Source organism: Methylobacterium sp. 285MFTsu5.1 (genome assembly GCF_000383455.1).
Taxonomy (GTDB): Bacteria; Pseudomonadota; Alphaproteobacteria; order Rhizobiales; family Beijerinckiaceae; genus Methylobacterium.
On record NZ_KB911272.1, the window covers coordinates 337388 to 354873 of the forward strand.

The following is a 17486-nucleotide window of genomic DNA, read 5'->3' on the forward strand; positions in this document are numbered from 1 at the left end:
CGAGTCCCGTCCGCTTCTACGCCGCCCGCACGTTGCGGAGGAACTGCGCCACCTCGGCGCGGAGCTGCTCCGAGCGCGTCGCCAGCGAGTCGGACGCCTGCGCGACCGAGTCCGCGGCCTCGCCGGCATCGCCAGCGACCCGCGCGACCTCGGCGATCTCCAGGGTCATCGTGCCGGTGCCGGCCGACGCCTGCCCCATGCTGCGCACGATGTCCTGCGTGGTGACGCCCTGCTGGTCCACCGCGGCGGCGATGCTGGTCGACACCTGGTTCATCGCCTCGATCTGGGCGGTGATGCCCTGGATCGCCCCGGCCGCGTCGCCCGTGACCGTCTGGATCGAGGCGACCTGACGGCTGATCTCCTCGGTGGCGCGGGTGGTCTGCGCGGCGAGTTCCTTGACCTCGGCGGCGACCACCGCGAAGCCGCGGCCCGCCTCGCCGGCGCGGGCGGCCTCGATCGTGGCGTTGAGCGCCAGCAGGTTCGTCTGCCCGGCGATGGTCGAGACCATGCCGACCACGTCGCCGATGCGCGTCGCGGCGGCGGCGAGGTCGGTCATGGTCTGCTCGGCCCGGCGGGCCTCGCCGACGGCGGTGGCGGACATGCCGGCGGCCTGCTCGACCTGCCGGCCGATCTCCTGGACGGTCGCGCCGAGTTCCTCGGCCGCGGCCGCCACGGTGTTGACGTTGTCGGAGGTCTGCTGCGCAGCCCCGGCGACGCTGGTCGAGCGCTCGGAGGTGCTGGAGACCGCGGCGCGCATCGTGTCCGAGGCGCCCTGAAGCTCCGTGACGGCGCCGGTCAGGCCCTCGACGATGCCGCCGACCGAGTGCTCGAAGCCGTCGGCCAGCTGCTTGAGCATGGCGCGCCGGCTCTGCTCCTCGCGCAGGCGCGCGGCCTCGGTGGTCTGGAGCTGCTGGGCGGCCTCCTCCAGCGACATGTCGCGGATCGTGACCACGGCGCGGGCGATGTCGCCGATCTCGTCCCGCCGCGCGCTGCCCGGCACGTCGGTCAGCGCCTGGCGATCGGCGAGGGCCTTGAGGGCGCGGGTGAGGGCACCGAGCGGCGCCACGATCGACCGGGCGAGCAGCAGGCCGAGCAGCGCCGTTCCGGCGAGCACGAACAGGCCGGTCAGGATCAGCGTGCGCGACAGGGCCTGGACCGCGTCGATCGCCTCGGCCTGGGTCTGCTCCGCCACCACCGTCCAGGGCGCGCCCAGGACGGTCACCGGCGAGGCGGCCGCCATGTGGGTGCCGTTCTCCGCCGCGAAGTCGACGGGACCGCCGGCCTTGACCCGGTCGGCGGCGAGGCCGATCCCGGCGAGGCCCGCGCCGGCACGCACGCCGGGGTTCAACGGCGGGTTGCTGCGCAGCAGGCCGTCCGCGCCGACCGCCAGGATCTGGCCCGTGTCGCCGAGACCGGTCCGCTTCGACAGCGTCTGGTCGAACAGGGCCGGCGTGACCCGCATGACGATGAAGCCGATCCGCTCGGCGGCCTGCGCGGTGCCCATGGCGACGTTGGCACGCTTGGTCATGGCGCGGCCGAGGAAGGCGGCCGGGACCCCGTCCACCGGGTAGGCGGCGAAATCCTCGTACAGGACCGCGCCCGGGTCGGCGGATTTCAGGCGTTCGACGAGGCGCGCGAGCGCCGTCCCCGCCAAGCCGTCCTCCGTGACCGCTTTGCCGAAATCGGCGCCCTTCGTCGTGGTGTAGTCGATCCGGCCGTTGTCATCGATGAACATCAGGTCGGCGTAGCCCGGCTGGGCGACGAGCTTGCGCGCCACCTCCTGAACCTTGACGTGCCGGCGGGCATACATCGACGACATGCCGCTGCCGTCGAGGGCGACCCGCGCCTCGGCGGTCTGCGGCGCGCGGAACGCCGCGATGACGCTCTCGGTGTCGGGCTTCGCCGGGTCGAGGTTCTCGAGCAGGTCGGGGAAGTTCGAGACGATCTGCGGGTGGGCCGCCACCGCCAGGAAGTCGGCCTGCGCCCGATCCGCCACCAGCTCGATCGCGTCCCGGCGCGCCGCCGCGGCGAGTTCGAGGCGCTCGTGGGCGGCGGTCATCAGACCCGCCCGCGCCGAGTACCAGCTGAATCCGCCCATGGCGGTGGCGCTCAGGAGCGCCAGGCCGACGGTCGTCGCGGGAAGGCGCGTGCTCAGCCGCGATAGCGAGATCATGATGCCCCTGTACTCTTTGGAAGATTGGTTTGACGTGAACCAATCGCCCAATCCTTATAAAAATCTCGTAAACACCGATACACCGCTCAAAACTTGAGCACACGCGGAACATACAACTTAAAGAACAGTCTAGGCACCATGATTCCAAGTTGTGAATGGTCGAGAGCCCGTTCCGGCAAGATTTCGCCGCGCGGGTCGTCACGGACGCCCGCGCGGCGTTGAGGGATGCGCGGCATCCGGCGAAGTTTCGGCCAGCCCGTTTCGGGCAGCCCGTCCTCCCGCGGCCGCCCCGGACACACCGTCACGGATCTTGCTGACCGATCCCGTCTCGCGGTCGGCGTCATCGGCCGGTTATGAGTCCGGGTGGTAGAGCGGCCGCGGAGAACGGTCGCTTCGTGACGGCGATGGAGGTGGGATGAGCGGCGAAGACCAGCCGGACCGGGCGCGCAGCATCGCGCTGATCGGGGCCCCGATCGAGGTCGGGACCAGCGAGGCCGGCGCCCTCATGGGCCCGGCGGCCCTGCGCACGGCCGGGCTGGTGCGGGCGCTCGCCGAACTCGGCCACGCGATCGCGGATCGCGGCGACGTCGCCCCGGACGGACCCGCCGGGACGCGCGGGCTGGACGGTGTCGCCGCCTGGACGCGGGCCCTGTCCCGCGCCGTGGAGGACGCCCTCGACGCGGGGGCGCTGCCGCTGACCGCCGGCGGCGATCACAGCCTGTCCCTGGGCTCCGTCGACGGGGTGATGCGGCACTGCGCGCGGCGCGGCCAGCCCGTCTTCGTCCTCTGGCTCGACGCCCACGCCGACTTCAACACGCCGGCGACCTCGCCCTCCGGCAACGTCCACGGCATGCCGCTCGCCGCCCTGTGCGGCGAGCCGGGCTTCCCGCCGCTCTTCGCCGAGCCGGCGCCGGCGCCCCTGCCGCCCGCCGACGTCCACCTGTTCGGCCTCCGGTCGATCGATGCCGGCGAGCGCGCCCTCGTGACGGCGCGCCGGGTCGGCGTCACCGACATGCGCACGATCGACGAGTTCGGCGTCGTGGCGCCCCTGCGGCAGGTGCTCGACCGCGTCGCCGCGCGGGGCGCGCATCTCCATGTCAGCCTCGACATCGACTTCCTCGATCCGTCGATCGCCCCGGCCGTGGGCACCACCGTTCCGGGCGGCGCCACCTTCCGGGAGGCCCATCTGATCATGGAGATGCTCCACGATTCCGGTCTGGTCCGCTCCCTCGACGTGGTGGAGCTCAACCCCTTCCTCGACGAGCGCGGCCGCAGCGCCCGGGTGCTGGTCGAGCTGGTGGCCAGCCTGTTCGGCCGGCGCATCCTCGACCGGCCGACCCTGCCGATCGAGGCCGTTCCGGCAGAGCCGGCCGGGCGCGCCTGATGCACGGCACTCTCGCGCCCTCATCCGCGCCCGAGATGACCGCGCCCGCGCGCCAGCGCTCGGACGGGCGCGTCCAGCTGCGTGTCGGACTGGCCCGTCCGGGCGGCGGGACGCGCATCCTGGATCTGGCAGAAGCCGGGCCGTCGCGGCTGCGCTTCCCCCGGGGCACCGGCGCGCCGGAGGCGGTCCTCGTCAACACGGCGGGCGGCGTCGCCTGCGGCGACACCTTCGCCATCGACCTCACGCTCGAACCGGGGGCCGAGCTGGTTCTGACCACGACGGCGGCCGAGAAGATCTATCGCTCTGACGGCCCCGTGAGCCGCATCGTCAACACGCTGAATCTGGGGGAGGGGGCCGGCCTCGCCTGGTTGCCGCAGGAGACGATCCTGTTCGATCGGGCCCGGGTGCGGCGGCGCTTCGTGGCCGATCTCGCCGAGGGGGCCGCGCTGCTCGCCGTGGAGGTCGTGGCGTTCGGCCGCGCCGCCCGGGGCGAGCGGATCGGCGACGGGCTGTTCGCGGATTCCTGGCGGATCCGCCGGGTCGGGCGCCTCGCCTACGCCGACGACCTCCTGCTGGAGGGGCCGATCAGCGACCACCTCGCTCGCCCGGCCATCGGCGGCGGCGCCCGCGCCTGCGCGACGATCCTCGACCTCTCCGCCGGGGCGGAGGCGCGCCTCGAGGAGGCGCGGACCCGGCTGGCCGAGGCCGCGTCGCCCGGGACGACGGCGGCGGCGAGCGCCTGGAACGGCCATCTGGCGGTCCGCGCGCTGGGCGACGCGGTCGGGCCCCTGCGCGGGCTCGTCGCCCGCTTCCTCGCGGGCTACCGCGGCCTGCCGATGCCGCGGGTCTGGCAGAGCTGACGCGGTCCGCGCGATCCGGGCCTCGGGGCCGTTGCCTGCGACCGCCGACCTCTGCTAGAGACGCGCACCCGGAGCTGTCCGCCAAGCTCCGGACGGGACGGCAGCGCCGTTCGGGAAGGCCTCGTGGCGGAGTGGTTACGCAGAGGACTGCAAATCCTTGCACCCCGGTTCGATTCCGGGCGAGGCCTCCATCCTTCCCAGACAGATTGTGCCGGCCGTGACGGGCCGGTGCGCGCCCGTCAGGCGCCGTGGACCTCCACCATGAAGGTCTCGATCGCCCGCTGCAGGCTGTGGGTCCCGGCATTGACCCGGGCGGCGCTGCCGCGCACCTGCCCGGCCTGCGCCTCGTTGGACGCGGCCGCGGCCTGAACGCCCGCTACGCTCTCGGAGACCTGTCGGGCCTCCGCGGCCGCGCCGAAGATCGCCCGCGCGATCTCCTGGCTGGCCTGCCCCTGCTGGTCGGTGGCGTCCGCGACCTCGGAGGCGATCAGGCTCATCCGGGCGATGGTCTCGCCGATCGTGCCGATGGCGCCGACCGTGCGCCCGGCGGCCCCCTGGATCGCCCCGACCTGCCCGGTGATGCGGTCGGTGGCGAGCGCCGTCTGGCCGGCCAGCGCCTTCACCTCCGCGGCGACCACCGCGAATCCCCGCCCCGCGGCGCCCGCGCGGGCCGCCTCGATCGTGGCGTTGAGCGCGAGGAGGTTCGTCTGCTCGGCCACCTCGCGGATCAGAGTGACCACGGCGCCGATCTCCTCGGCCGCCTGCGAGAGGCTCATCACCGTCTCCTTGAGCCCCTGCGTGTCGGAGAGGGCCGAGGTGGCGATCGCGCTGGTGTGACGGACCCGCGCCTCGATCTCCCGCGCCGAGGCCGAGAGCTCCTCGGCCGCGCTGGCGATGCTGTCGACGAGGCCCGCGCTCTGCTGCGACGCTCCGGCGACGACGGCCGACTCGGCCGCCATCGCGCCCGCGTTGCCCGAGAGCGTGTCGGCCGCCGCCTGCATCGCCTCGGCCGAGTCGGCGAGATCGGTGACGGCGCGGTGCGTCTCGGCCTCGAAGGTGCGCGTGGCCGCGGCCAGGGCCTCCGCCCGGCTGCGGTCGCGGTCGCGCCGCGCCTGCGCCTCGGCGTCGAGGTCGCGCTTCTCGATCATCGCCGTCTGGAACGCCGCGATGGCGGCGGCCATCTCGCCGATCTCGTCGCGGCGGTGCGTGAACGGGATCGCGCGGCCGAGATTGTTGGCGGCGAGCGCCGTCATCCCCTCTTTGAGCCGATGCAGCGGCCGCCGCACTTGGCTCACGATGATCCAGATCGCCGCGAGGAGGCCGAACGCCAGCGCCGCGGCCGGCACGGCCACCAGGGTGATCCGCGCCCGACGGCGGTCGGCCGCGTCCGCGGCGCGACGGGCGTTCAGGCGGTTCAGCACCTCCCGTCCGAGAATGCCGATCTCGGCCACCATGCGCTCGCGGTTCTTCACGGTCGCCTCGTCGGTCGCCTGGATCAGCGCGGCCCTGGGCGAGACCGTGAGGCCGAGTTCGGCCGTATCGGTCTGGTAGGCGACGAATTCCTTGACGAAGAGGTCGAACCGCCGCCGACGGTCGGCGGGGAGTTGATCCTCCATGGCCTCGAGGAAGGGCACCCGCACCTGCTCCACGGTGGCGAGGGCGTCGTGGAGCGCCGACAACCGTGTGCGCGCCTCCGTCGTGTCTTCCGCGGTGTAGAGGGCCGTGGCCTGCACGACCGCGTGCTCGATCGCCTGCCCCAGGGCGCCCGCCTGAAGGCCGGCGTTCCAGATCCGGTCGGTGGCGGCCGCCCGCTCCTGCTCCCAGTTCGATTGTCGAACCGCGAAGGCAGCGATGCCGATCGCCACCAGGGCCAGCAGCCCGATAACCGCGGAGAGCTTCAGGCCGAGTGAGATGCGCATGGCGACGAGCCGCTTCTGGCCGGAGATTCGTGTGACCGCAGCTATATCGAAGCAAATCTTTTTGAACAGGTAAATATAGCCGGCAAAAACATTTATCTTATACTCCGAAGCTCCGAGATTTTTGCCATCGCGCAGCCCGGCTCAACCTCAGCATCCAGGGGCTCATCGGAGGAAGAATTCGTGGATCTCGGCCGGTGCCGGATTGTCAGTTCAGTCTCGCGAGCGCTGTCGGCAGATGCGCCGGCAGGCAGGAGGACTGTTTCGCCCGGACGAAGCTGGATCGCCGCGCGCCCGACCGCGCGGGACACGGGTCGGCGATCACGGCAGGCGGATCTCGGTCCGACCTGGGATGCACGGCTCCGGAAGCGGTAGGGCGGCCACGATCTCGCGACGGAGATCGTCGCGCTGGGCCTCCACGAGGTCGGGGAGGATATCGGCCTCGTGCTCGTCCAGGGCCGCGATCAGGCGGAGATGGTCGGCGCTCCACTCGAAGGCGACGCGCACCTCGCGTTCGGCGTAGGGGTCCTGTGGGTCGAGGCAGCGATGGGTCGGCATAGCGGCAGGGTCGTCACACCGGCGCGCCGGCAGGCGGTCCCCGTAGGAGCGGGAGACGACAGACGGATGACTTCCACCGGCCGCGGACCGGCAGAGCCGGCGACGGGCCTCGGCGACGATGTTGCCGATCAGTCACATTCCGGGCCTCCCGACCTCCGCGGGAGTCGCCACGCGCTGTGTCGGGGGGTGCAGCGCGTCGGTTTGGACGCGGATCGTGCATCGAGGCCCTTGCGTCCCGCCATCCCGGTGTGTAGAGACCCCCTCGTGATCCCCGATAGCTCAGTTGGTAGAGCAGGCGACTGTTAATCGCCTTGTCGCAGGTTCGAGTCCTGCTCGGGGAGCCATCCACTTACCAACATCTTGATCGAACTGAGTTTTCGGATCTCTCACCCGTCCCGGGTTCTGAGGTTCGGGAACAGCGTTGCCGTTCCGGCATCCGTCAATACGTGCGACGTGCCGTGTTCGACTGGCGCGATGCGGGCGTGCCGGCGCCTCTGCCGACCGGTGCCGTCGCAGATCGATCCTCCACACCCCCCGCGGGATCCGGCGCGCGGTGGCGCCGACGGATGGCGGGATGTTTCGCGCGCCCTCGAACGTCTACGTCGTGCGCCCGTGCCGCCCGCCCCGTTGTGGCGCGGCGCGCTGAGCCACGACGACAGGCACGGCGGTGATCCCGATGTCGGGCGGCATGCTCGGTTCCCTGGCCCTGGCGGCCGTCTTCACGCTGGGGTGCTTCGGCATCCACAGCGCGCGCCGGCATCCGGACGCGGTGACCATCGGTCTGTTCCTCCTGCTCGGCCTGCTCGCGTCCCTGTATGTCGGCCAGCACGTCGGACCGGACGCGCACCATCCCACGTGGCAGCACGAGGCCCTGTATCGCGAGAGCGCGCCGACGTCGCATCCGACGATGTGACGGATGCGGCATGGCGCTGTCGGAGCGCGCGGCGACATCGACTGTGATCGATCGCGACGACTGTCGCGTGTGGCCGATGGCCTCGCGGTGACCTAGTTCCCGGAGCCCTCCTGCGAGAGACCGGCCATGGCTTTCCCCGATGCGAACGAACCCAGCGCCCCGTCGATCAGCGCCCTCGAGCTGGTCAATACCCTGATCGAGCGCAAGGAGAGCGGCGAGCCGGTCGACGCCGACATCCTGTCCTTCCTGACCGACATGGAACGGCTCGGGCTCACCGACACCGATGCCTACGCGACGCTCGACGCGTATCGGCCTGGGCCCGCACGGGGTGCGACCGGCGGGGATGACGCGAGCGAGGCGGACGCCTAGCGCCGGCGATCCGCCGCGCCGTCCTGGCCGGTCGTGACGATGGCACCTTCATCCCCGCCGACGCCGCGGCGGGGATGGTCCGAGCCGGATGCGGCCGTCGTCAGGACGGTCGCGGCTCACCGGCAGCGGTGGCGACGTCCATCCCGGCCGAGATAGGTTCCGCTCTGCGGGTCGTAGGATCGGAACCGGCGCGCGCAGTAGCGGTCGTCGTCCGCGACGCGGTAGGTTTCGGTGTCGGCGTAGCCGTACGTGACGGGCGCGTAACCGCCGTAGTACCCGGTGTCGTAGCCGTATCCCGGATAACCGTAGCCGCCGTACAGACCGCCCACGGCGACGCCGAGGCCGAGCCCGTATCCGCCCCGTCCGTATCCGTATCCATAGGGGCGGCCGTAGTAGCCGCGGTTGTAGCCGTAATGGCGATGATGACCGTAGCCCCGGTGGGCGCCGAGCCCGTGCCCGAACCCGGGATTGGCGAATCCGCCGCCGACAGCCGGTCGGCCGAAATTGTGGTTGCCGAAGCCGTTATTGGCGAAGCTACCCCCTCCGGCACCGGCAGCCGGCCCGAAGGCGTGATTGCCGAAGCCCCGGTTGGCGAAGCCGCCGCCCGCGGCGCCAGCCCCGACACCGGGACTGCTGAAGCCGCCGCCGCCGACGGCCGCGGCTCCGAAATTGTGGTTGCCGAAGCCGTGGTTGGCGAAGCTGCCCGCCTGCGCCTGGGCTCCGGTCGGCGCCCCGAGAAGAGCGCCGGCAAGGATTGCCGACGCGATCGCTGTGACTGTCGTGTTCATGGTCGCCACTCAGGCTGTGTTGCGTCTACTCTGATCAACGTCGCGCCCGAGACGGCCAATCCCGCTTCCTTTTGTCCCGCCACAGATCGGAGAGCGGCGCGCCGCCCTGCTCGTGAGCCGGAGACCTACGAGTGTTGCTGGGCCTTGAGGCTGCTCTGCGCCCCGGACTCGTCCGTCTTCGGGTTCGCGAGGCCGCTCGTGTTGCCGTCGGTGTCGGCGTCCGTCTCGGCAACCACCTGCCGGTTGCCGGCGTGGTCCTGGTACTGCTCGGTCTGGACGTTCTTGCTGTCCAGCCCGCGCTCGTCGCTGTGCCGCGACTTGTCGCGGTTGCTGAGCACCATGTTCTCCGGCAGCACGCCTTCGGGCAAGTCCGACATGGCCCCGGATCCGGTTCCCTTGCCCTGAGCGCCGGGACCGACTTTGTGCCGACTGGCATTCGCCATGATCTCTCTCCGATGCGGATCAACACGTCTCGGGCACGGCGGCTCGCGGTGCCCGCGCGGATCGGGCGGTCAGCGATCCTGCTGGTAGCCCTGGTTGGTGGTGTTCACCTTGGAGTTTCCGGCCTGGCCCACCTTGTCCGGATCCTTGGTCTGGGATCCGGCGCGCCCTTGCGTGAGCGGCGCTTCGGTGGCGCTGCCGGGGCCCTTGTCGGACCGGTTGGCCGGCGGAACGGGCGGTGGCTTGGTCGTCATGTGCACCTCGTGGTGACCAGTAAGGAGCCAACCCGACAGGGTACTCATCGTTCCGGGCGCAGTTGTTCCGGCCACGCTCGAGAGCTGAGCCGTGGCGCGCGAATAGAACGACACAGGCACCTCCGCTCATCGCGACTGCGATAGAGCGATCGATCGACTGTTCTACTTCGGACAATCGCGCGACGACGGCGGCACGTCGCGGCTGTTCGAGATTCCGCGCGAGACGATGCGAACGGGCTCGGATCTCCGTGGCGGCGACCGCGGCACCGCCCGAGAAGCTGCGCCGTCGCGACGACCGGCGCGCGCGACCCGACCGAATCCGTGCCGATGCGGTATCCGTCGGTCGGCGCGGCCGGCAGATTCTGCCGCTCGGCCGATCCTGCCGGCCGAGAGCCCGGACCCGCCGCTGAGATCATTGGGAAAATTCTGGAACGACCCGTGCCTGACCACCGTGAGGGCGGTCGCGGAGGCGTACCATGTCGGTCAACACGGTTTCGGGCAGTTCACTCCAGCGGGATCTCGTCAGCGCCCTCAGGCAGGCGCGGGCGGCGAACGTTGCCCGCCTCGATGTCGGCACCGCCGCGACGGCGAACCAGGAGACCGGCAAGCAGGCGGCCGCGGACGACACCGCCCCGTCGACCGGGACGGCCTCGACGCCGACCCTGTCGAACGACCTGATGGCGTCGCTCCTCCAGCTGCAGTCGGACTTCAGCCAGATGGGGCTGCAGAACGGCGTCACGGCGCCCGCGGAAGCCGCGGCCATCGCCGACGACACGTCGACGACCGGCACCGCCACCGGTACGGCGCCCGGTCAGGCCGCGGGCGGTGCGTCCGCCGTCCATCACCATCGCGGCCATCACGGCCACCGGCCGGCGTCGGATGCCGAGCAGAGCGAGGGTGCGGCCCAGGCCGGCACCGCGACCGACGCGTCCGCGGCCTCATCCGCGGCCTCGTCCGCGAGCACGTCCACCAGCACGTCCACCAGCACGTCCACCAGCACGTCCGCCACCGCGACCGCCGATCCCGCGACGGCGACCGGCAGCGGCAGCGACCTGCAATCCTTCCTGCAGCAGGTGACCAAGGCGGTGACCGCCTACGCGGCCGGCGGACCGCTCGGCATCGCGGCCGCGCTGACCAGCACCACCAAGGCCTGACGATCCCGGGCCCGGCCCGCGGCTGGAGCGGCGCGGCCGCCTCTGGCATGATCGGGGCAACCGGAGAGCGCCATGGCCCTGACCGTCCCCGTGATCCTCGGCAGCGTTCGGAGCGACCGCATCGGCATCCGCGCCGCGCGCTTCCTGATCGCGCAGCTGGAGTCCCGCGGCCACGCCGCCCCCCTGGTCGATCCGGCCGAGCTGGCGCTCCCGCTCCTCGACCGGATGTACAAGGAATACCCGGCCGGGACGGCGCCGGAGCCCCTGCAGCGCTGCGCCGACCTCTTCCGCCGCGCCGACGCCTTCCTGGTCGTCACGGCGGAGTACAACCACGGTGTGCCGCCGGCACTGTCGAACACGCTCGATCACTTCCTCGAGGAGTATTTCTGGCGGCCCTCGGCCATCTGCTGCTACTCGGCCGGCCAGTTCGGCGGCGTCCGGGCCGCGATGCCGCTGCGGGCCATGCTCGCCGAGATGGGCATGTCCAGCATCCCCTCCCTTCTGCCGATCCCGCGACTCCACAAGGTCATCGACGCGCAGGGCGTCCCCGCCGAGCCCTGGCTCGCGGCGGCGGCCGGCCGCTTCCTCGATGAGCTGGAGTGGCACGCCGAGGCCCTGCGGGACCGGCGCCGGGGCGGCACGCCGTACTGACCCGCGGAGCGCCCTCCGGACGCCGCGGGCCCGGGTCGGACGGTGGCTCGAGCGGTGCGGCCCCCAGCATCGCCCCTGCCGGAGCGGAGGTATTCGGACGGCGAACCGGGCCTCCACGCGGGCGTTTCTGTGCGCTGAATCTGTCGAGACGGCGCATTCGATTCTGGAAATGCCCAAATACTCGGCACACGATTGTAGAACAACTGTGCCGGATCGGGCCCGCGAGACGTTGAACCCGCGGAGCGCTCATGTCGCGAGACAGTATTGCGCTGTTGCAAAAAGGTGGCTGCACACAGCCCCGAAGTATGAGAGCTTGGCCGTGTTCCCGAACCCGGACCGATTCCGATGAAGATCGACGAGAGGGCGCTCCTGCAGGAGCGCGTGCGGACGCTTGTCCTGCGCCACGCCCTGGAAGCCGTACTGGACCGCCTCGCGTCGGTGGCGCGCGAGGCCGGGAAAGATGCCGAGACGGAATTCCTGAGCCTGGAGCAGTCGCTCGTCTCGGCCGCGCGCGGTCTCGCCGATCGGGCCACCGCCCAGAAGCTGGCGGTGCTGGTCGCCGTCGAGGACGCGGGCACGACGATCCGGGCCGCGTTCGACAACGCCCATGACCGCCTCGAGGCGCTGCGGCCGGCCCATCTCACCCTCGTCGCACCGACGGCGGCCGTCGCCGCCTAGCTGCGCGCGGTCTCGGGCTGAGCCCGGAGCGCCCGGCGCGGGCGCGATGTCGGTGCGGCCGCGCCTCGGGCTGGGACGCACCGCCGCGGGATCGTCGAGGACAGCGGGGATCTGGAACGCAGGGACCGGAATCCGGGACCGAACGTCCCGCCGCGCAACCGATACAGGCGGCGTCTCCTGCCGCACCGCTCGAAGATCCGGTCCCCGACTCGCCGTGGCTCACCGGAGACGTCCGCGAGGCTCCGCTCCGGCGCGGCCGGGGCTGGCGGAAGCCCGGATCGGGCGGGCGCGTCCGCGACGCGCCCGCCAGCTCACTGCCAGCTCACTGCTTGGCGCGATTGATGATCGCCCAGAGCGCGTGAGCGACGGGCTCGGTGACGGTGCGGCGGTACTTGCGGTGAACCAGTTGCCCGTTGTGGTAGACGTCCTGCTCCACGTAGAGCCGCTCGCCGTCCCAGCGGACGATGTTGTCGGACTCGGTGGTCTCCTCGACGCCGAGATCGCCTCGGAGAATCGAGTTGCCTGTCTGGGTCAGCATACGCGCGTCCTCGTTCACGCAGTCGGTTCTACCCGGGAAGCGCCGCCGCGGCCCGTGCAGCGCGATCCCAGGCAGCCCCCGATGTGGGCAGCATAGGAGGGCATCGGCGGACTTGCCAGCGAGGTGATGGACGCAAGCGCCCGACCGTCACGTCGTCCCCGCCGGCCCCGCGATCCGGGCACGACCTTAACGTTACCCATGTGCGCTTCGGCACGTCCAGCTCGGCCGTAAGGTGCGATCCTTCACAGGCGCACCCAGTCTGTCCGCACGACGCGGGCGGGATCGGCGGCGCGACGGAGGCGTCCATGCTCGCTCGCCCGTTCCGCCTGCTCGCCCCGGCGCTCGCAGCCCTCGGACTCGTGGCCCTGCGCCTCGCGAGCCCGTTCATCGGGCCGGTGTCGCCCGCGCAACCGGCCGCGACCGACGACGCGGGCGTCGTCTTCCGGCACTATCTCTGACGCTCAACCCCGGCGGCTCAGCACGGGAGCAGCGGCCGGCAGCGGGCAAGACGCGCCGGCCGCGGGCCCGAGGATGATGTCGCCTTGGCGCGGGTTGTTGACGGTGAACGGGGCCGTCTCCTGGAGACCGATGAAGCCGCGCCCGATCTGCGGCACGAACAGGTCGCCCCCGAACCGGACGAAGCAGCGGTCGAGCACCGCCTCGTAATCGAAGGTCCGCTGGGTGACCGGGGTCCCGCCCGCGCCCGGCGCACCGCAATAGGCCGTGATGTCGATCTGGCCCGGCCGCGCCAGCCGCACCGGGAGCGACTGGCCGGGCAGCAGCGTGGCGGGCGGGCCGCCGTCCTGACGGGCGACCAGAACGAGGTTCGACCGGTTGTAGACCCGGCGCAGGCAATCCGCCGACGCGCCGGAGACGACCGAGACCGACCCGACGATGCCGAGCACGAGGCCGGCCCATGCGCACGCTACACGCTTCGTCACCGCAATTCCTCCGCCGGCCGGGCGCTCGACCGGCCGAGGCCGTCGATGGTGCCGTCCCTGACTTGAACAGCGGCCAGCTTGGCCGCGCAAGACGAACGCGGCAAGACCCGCCGCGTTCACGCGCGCATCGTAAATTCCCGCGCGCGCCTCGGGATCAGCGGCGCTCGTAGAGGAGGCGGGCCCGGATCGTGCCCGGGATGGCGCGGATCTCGGTGAGCAGCGCCTCGGCATCCGCGTCGGTGGCGTCGGTCTCCAGCACCACGTAACCGACCTCGCCGTCGGTCTGGTAGAACTGCGCGGCGATGTTGACGTGGCCGCGGGAGAACACGTCGTTGAGCCGCCCGAGCATGCCGGGCAGGTTGCGCTGGACGTGGATGAACCGCGTCCCGGTCGGACGGGCCGGGAGCTGCACCTGCGGGAAGTTCACCGCGCCGACCGTCGAGCCGATATCGGAATAGTCCACGAGCTTGCGCGCCACCTCGGAGCCGATCCGCTCCTGCGCCTCCTCGGTGGAGCCGCCGATATGCGGGGTGAGGATCACGTTCTCGAGGCGCTGGAGCGGGCTCACGAACGTTTCGGCGTTCGAGCCGGGCTCCACCGGGAAGACGTCGACGGCCGCGCCCTTGAGATGGCCGTCGCGCAGGGCCGCGGCCAGCGCTTCGAGATCGACCACGGTGCCCCGGGCGTTGTTGATCAGGAAGGCGCCGGGCTTCATCGCCCGGATCTCGGCGGCGCCGATCATGTTGGCGGTGGCGTCGGTCTCCGGCACGTGCAGCGAGACGACGTCGCTCTGCGCCAGCAGGGCGTGCAGCGTCTCGACCGGCTCGGTGTTGCCGTGGCGCAGCTTGTCGGTGTGGTCGTAGAACAGCACCCGCATGCCCATGGCCTCGGCCAGGGTCGAGAGCTGCGTGCCGATATTGCCGTAGCCGACGATGCCCAGCGTCTTGCCGCGCACCTCCAGCGAGCCCACCGCCGACTTGTCCCAGCGGCCCGCGTGGGCGCCCACCGAGCGCGGAACGATCCGGCGCAGCAGCATCACGATCTCGCCGATCGTCAGCTCCGCCACCGAGCGGGTGTTGGAGAAGGGCGCGTTGAAGACCGGGATGCCCCGGTGGCGCGCCGCGTCTAGGTCGACCTGGTTGGTGCCGACCGAGAAGCAGCCCACGGCCAGGAGCCGGTCCGCCGCCTCGAAGGCGGCCGCGTCGAGCTGCGTGCGCGAGCGGATGCCCACCATGTGCACGCCCTGGAGCGCCTCGTGCAGGGCCTCCCGGTCCAGCGCCTTCGGCAGGCGGGTCAGGTTGGTGTAGCCGGCCGCCCGCATCAGCGCCACGGCGCTGTCGTTGATGCCCTCGAGCAGCAGGACGCGGATCTTGTCCTTCGGCAGGGAAAGCTTGTCGGGCGTCATGGGCGTCGATCGTCTGGCAGCAGGCCGGGCCGGGCGGTGCCGGCAGGCCCTGGAGTCGAGCGGCCTGGGATAAGAGGGCGCCGTGTGCGTTGCAACATGGCGCGGTGACGGACCGCCCCGCTTGACCGCAGCCCCGCCCCCGGCCTGCCGCATGGCTCACCGGATGCTGGCCGGCCCAGACGCGGCACGATTGCCGCAGGCGTCACCCTGCCAAATATTCGGGCAGCCCCAACCGTCCTGAACTGACCTCGCCGACGGAACTCGGCCTCCTCTCGCGGCTTATTGGGCCCTGTACTGTAACGACCCGCCTGCCGCTCCGTCGGCCGGCGTCCTTCCTCACGGTCCCCGACGATGCATATCCGCACCGGCTTCTCGATCGCCTTCGACACATTCGGCCCCACGCCGATGAACCTGCTCCTCAACGTGCGCCCGGAGCGGCGGGGCGACCTCCTGACGCCGGAGGTGATCGCCTTCGATCCGCCGGTCGCGGCGTCGCAGCACGTCGACGCCTTCGGCAATGTCTGCATGCGCATCGTCGCGCCGGGCGGCCGGATCACCATGGCGGCCGATTTCACGATCGCCGACAGCGGGCTGCCGGACGATCAGGCCCCCGGCGCCCGGCAGATCGCCGTCCAGGACCTGCCGGACGACGTCGTGCCGTACCTGCTCGGCTCCCGCTACTGCGACACCGACAAGCTGTCGAGCATCGCGTGGTCCCTGTTCGGCGGCACGCCGGAGGGCTGGGCCCGCGTCCAGGCGATCGTCGACTTCGCCCATACCCGCCTGCGCTTCGACTACCAGCAGGCCGACGCGACCCGCACCGCCTTCGACGGCTACACGCAGGGCGTCGGCGTGTGCCGGGACTTCGCGCACCTGGCGATCACCCTGTGCCGGTGCATGAACATCCCGGCGCGCTACGCCACCGGATACCTCGGCGATATCGGCGTGCCAAAGGACCCGGCGCCGATGGACTTCTCCGCGTGGTTCGAGGTCTTCCTCGAAGGGCCCGAGGGGCCGCGCTGGTACACGTTCGACGCCCGCCACAACCGGCCCCGCATCGGCCGCATCGTCATGGCCCGCGGCCGCGACGCCACCGACTGCGCCCTGACGACGAGCTTCGGTGCCGCCCATCTGGTCCGGTTCGACGTCCACACCGACGCGGTGGTCGAGCCGCCGGAGACCTTGGCCCGGGCCGCCTGAGGCGCGCGCCCGCCGCGTCACCCGGCCCCACCCGCTAGATCGCCTCGGCGGTCTCTCGGGCCGGCGCCGGGTTGTTCGCCAGGTGCAGGAACGTCTGGTCGAACTCCGCAACCTCCGTCAGCGCGTCCCAATCCTCGATGGTCAGGATGCCGCCGCTCAGCGTGACGAGCCCGCGTCCACGCAGGGTGCGCAGGACTCGGTTGAGGTGGACGCTGGTCAGGCCGAGCGCGTCGGCGAGTTCGGACTGCTTGGGCACCAGGGGGCAGCTCAGGCCGCGCGCGAGCCCGACCGCCTTCTGCCGCAGGTACAGCTCGCAGAACAGGTGGGCCACGCGGCCCAGCGCCTGCCGCCGCCCGAGGCTGGTGATCCGCTCGCGGTAATGGGCGGCGTCGATGAGGCTGTCGCGCCAGAGCGTGCCGGCGAGCCCCGGATTGCGCAGGAGGACCGCGCGCAGGTCGTCGTGCGCGATCAGTGCCACGACGCAGGACGTCAGGGTGGCGAGGTTGTGATCCATCCGGTGCAGATGGAGGCTCTGCAGATCCGGCAGGTCGCCAGCGATGTAGAACGACAGGATCTGCCGCCCGCCCTCGGCGAGGGCGGCGTAGCGGTAGACCCATCCCTGCAGGACGAGGCAGCTGTGGGTCGGCCGGTCACCGAACCGGACGATGTCGTGGCGGGCCGGCAGGTTCCGGACCGTGTGCGGCAGATCGAGAAGCGCCGCGCGGTCGGACTCGGCGAGCCGCGCGATGCTGTCGAGCTTGCGCGCCAGCATCTCCATCGGGGCGTTGTACCCGTTCGGCATCGGGGGCTCAGGCCCCGGATCGCGCGGAGCGCGCGGTGCCGCTGCGCCGACGGGGGGCAGACCGAGAGTCGAGATCAGGACAACCCACGCTTCACCCCCCCTTACGCCCCGGATCGCCGACCGGCGCGGACCTCGGTCGAGCGGGGTTGCCCCCTCAGCCGGCGGAAGCGCGACCGCAAACGTTCGACGGCGGACAAGTTTGCCGGATCTGCGGCCGGCGGCAAGACCACCGATATCGCCCGGACCCCGCGGACCGTCCTCCGCCCCGCGAGCCTAAAACCCTAATCGGTTGAAGTCGCAAGGCCGATGTTGTAAGGGACGCGCGTCCTCCCGGATCCGCCCTCGCGCGCTCGTCTTCTGGCGCGCCCGCCGGGCCGCCGGACGGACCGCCCTCGTCATCCGTATCGACGCGTCGGCAAACCGGGTCCCGCGGGACCGGTCGCCTCTCCCGAAAGACTCCG

General features: G+C 71.6%; 19 protein-coding genes and 2 tRNA genes. 11 read left to right on the top strand and 10 right to left on the bottom strand.

Translation table 11 applies throughout. The features are described from left to right. Nucleotides 1-16 precede the first annotated feature (16 nt). A complete protein-coding gene (locus H288_RS0108430; RefSeq protein ID WP_020092153.1) occupies nt 17-2173 on the bottom strand; it encodes a methyl-accepting chemotaxis protein in 2157 nt (718 codons plus the stop codon). 415 nt (nt 2174-2588) lie between these two features. On the opposite strand from H288_RS0108430, the gene rocF reads away from it, so the two are divergent. The 3 genes from rocF (at nt 2589) to H288_RS0108445 (ending at nt 4608) form a co-directional block, all read left to right on the top strand. Next, entirely contained in the window at nt 2589-3557 is a 969-nt protein-coding gene (gene rocF, locus H288_RS0108435) for an arginase (protein WP_020092154.1), read from the top strand. Further along, nucleotides 3557-4417, top strand: a complete 861-nt coding sequence (locus H288_RS0108440) for an urease accessory protein UreD (protein ID WP_020092155.1) — start codon at nt 3557-3559, stop codon at nt 4415-4417. The genes rocF and H288_RS0108440 overlap by 1 nt, the downstream gene beginning before the upstream one ends. 117 nt (nt 4418-4534) lie before the next feature. After that, nucleotides 4535-4608, top strand: a tRNA-Cys gene (locus H288_RS0108445). A gap of 48 nt (nt 4609-4656) precedes the next feature. On the opposite strand, the gene H288_RS0108450 is transcribed toward H288_RS0108445, so the two are convergent. Beyond that, nucleotides 4657-6336, bottom strand: a complete 1680-nt coding sequence (locus H288_RS0108450; RefSeq protein WP_020092156.1) for a HAMP domain-containing methyl-accepting chemotaxis protein — start codon at nt 6334-6336, stop codon at nt 4657-4659. Between the two features lie 318 nt (nt 6337-6654). Continuing rightward, complete coding sequence (locus tag H288_RS0108455) at nt 6655-6891, bottom strand: hypothetical protein (protein ID WP_020092157.1); 237 nt, start codon at nt 6889-6891, stop codon at nt 6655-6657. Between the two features lie 268 nt (nt 6892-7159). Here H288_RS0108455 and H288_RS0108460 point away from each other — a divergent pair. The 3 genes from H288_RS0108460 (at nt 7160) to H288_RS0108470 (ending at nt 8173) form a co-directional block, all read left to right on the top strand. Then, nucleotides 7160-7235 (top strand) — tRNA-Asn (locus H288_RS0108460). A gap of 344 nt (nt 7236-7579) precedes the next feature. Then, nucleotides 7580-7804: a hypothetical protein gene (locus H288_RS0108465; protein ID WP_234082735.1), complete on the top strand. Its 225-nt coding sequence runs from the start codon at nt 7580-7582 to the stop codon at nt 7802-7804. A 126-nt stretch (nt 7805-7930) separates the two neighbouring features. After that, complete coding sequence (locus H288_RS0108470) at nt 7931-8173, top strand: hypothetical protein (protein ID WP_020092159.1); 243 nt, start codon at nt 7931-7933, stop codon at nt 8171-8173. A 116-nt stretch (nt 8174-8289) separates the two neighbouring features. Here H288_RS0108470 and H288_RS0108475 read toward each other — a convergent pair whose 3' ends face one another. The 3 genes from H288_RS0108475 to H288_RS0108485 all read right to left on the bottom strand — a co-directional run bounded on the left by H288_RS0108475 (nt 8290) and on the right by H288_RS0108485 (nt 9656). Next, the gene (locus H288_RS0108475) at nt 8290-8961 is read right to left on the bottom strand and encodes a BA14K family protein (RefSeq protein ID WP_020092160.1); all 672 of its coding nucleotides are present in this window, start codon (nt 8959-8961) and stop codon (nt 8290-8292) included. Nucleotides 8962-9086: 125 nt separating this feature from the next. Next, nucleotides 9087-9404 (bottom strand): hypothetical protein, encoded by a 318-nt coding sequence (locus H288_RS0108480; RefSeq protein WP_026604776.1) that lies wholly within the window; start codon nt 9402-9404, stop codon nt 9087-9089. A gap of 69 nt (nt 9405-9473) precedes the next feature. Beyond that, on the bottom strand, nt 9474-9656 hold the full coding sequence (locus H288_RS0108485) for a hypothetical protein (RefSeq protein ID WP_012319429.1): 183 nt from the start codon (nt 9654-9656) through the stop codon (nt 9474-9476). Between the two features lie 476 nt (nt 9657-10132). On the opposite strand from H288_RS0108485, the gene H288_RS0108490 reads away from it, so the two are divergent. The 3 genes from H288_RS0108490 (at nt 10133) to H288_RS0108500 (ending at nt 12139) form a co-directional block, all read left to right on the top strand. Next, entirely contained in the window at nt 10133-10810 is a 678-nt protein-coding gene (locus H288_RS0108490) for a hypothetical protein (protein ID WP_020092162.1), read from the top strand. A 72-nt stretch (nt 10811-10882) separates the two neighbouring features. Beyond that, on the top strand, nt 10883-11461 hold the full coding sequence (locus H288_RS0108495) for an NAD(P)H-dependent oxidoreductase (protein WP_020092163.1): 579 nt from the start codon (nt 10883-10885) through the stop codon (nt 11459-11461). Between the two features lie 345 nt (nt 11462-11806). Beyond that, nucleotides 11807-12139, top strand: coding sequence for a hypothetical protein (locus H288_RS0108500; RefSeq protein WP_020092164.1), 333 nt, complete (start codon nt 11807-11809; stop codon nt 12137-12139). 322 nt (nt 12140-12461) lie between these two features. Here H288_RS0108500 and H288_RS0108505 read toward each other — a convergent pair whose 3' ends face one another. Then, nucleotides 12462-12677 carry a hypothetical protein gene (locus tag H288_RS0108505; protein WP_020092165.1) on the bottom strand — a complete coding sequence of 72 codons (216 nt, stop codon included), beginning with the start codon at nt 12675-12677 and terminating at the stop codon, nt 12462-12464. 305 nt (nt 12678-12982) lie between these two features. Between H288_RS0108505 and H288_RS35600 the strand changes: the two genes are divergently transcribed. Further along, nucleotides 12983-13135: a hypothetical protein gene (locus H288_RS35600; RefSeq protein ID WP_020092166.1), complete on the top strand. Its 153-nt coding sequence runs from the start codon at nt 12983-12985 to the stop codon at nt 13133-13135. A gap of 3 nt (nt 13136-13138) precedes the next feature. On the opposite strand, the gene H288_RS0108515 is transcribed toward H288_RS35600, so the two are convergent. Together H288_RS0108515 and serA are read right to left on the bottom strand one after the other, a co-directional pair. Beyond that, a complete protein-coding gene (locus H288_RS0108515) occupies nt 13139-13618 on the bottom strand; it encodes a hypothetical protein (RefSeq protein ID WP_026604777.1) in 480 nt (159 codons plus the stop codon). Between the two features lie 154 nt (nt 13619-13772). Further along, a complete protein-coding gene (gene serA, locus H288_RS0108520) occupies nt 13773-15023 on the bottom strand; it encodes a phosphoglycerate dehydrogenase (RefSeq protein ID WP_020092168.1) in 1251 nt (416 codons plus the stop codon). 351 nt (nt 15024-15374) lie between these two features. Between serA and H288_RS0108525 the strand changes: the two genes are divergently transcribed. Continuing rightward, the gene (locus tag H288_RS0108525) at nt 15375-16223 is read left to right on the top strand and encodes a transglutaminase family protein (protein ID WP_020092169.1); all 849 of its coding nucleotides are present in this window, start codon (nt 15375-15377) and stop codon (nt 16221-16223) included. A gap of 34 nt (nt 16224-16257) precedes the next feature. Here H288_RS0108525 and H288_RS0108530 read toward each other — a convergent pair whose 3' ends face one another. After that, complete coding sequence (locus H288_RS0108530; RefSeq protein WP_020092170.1) at nt 16258-17025, bottom strand: Crp/Fnr family transcriptional regulator; 768 nt, start codon at nt 17023-17025, stop codon at nt 16258-16260. Nucleotides 17026-17486: the final 461 nt, after the last annotated feature.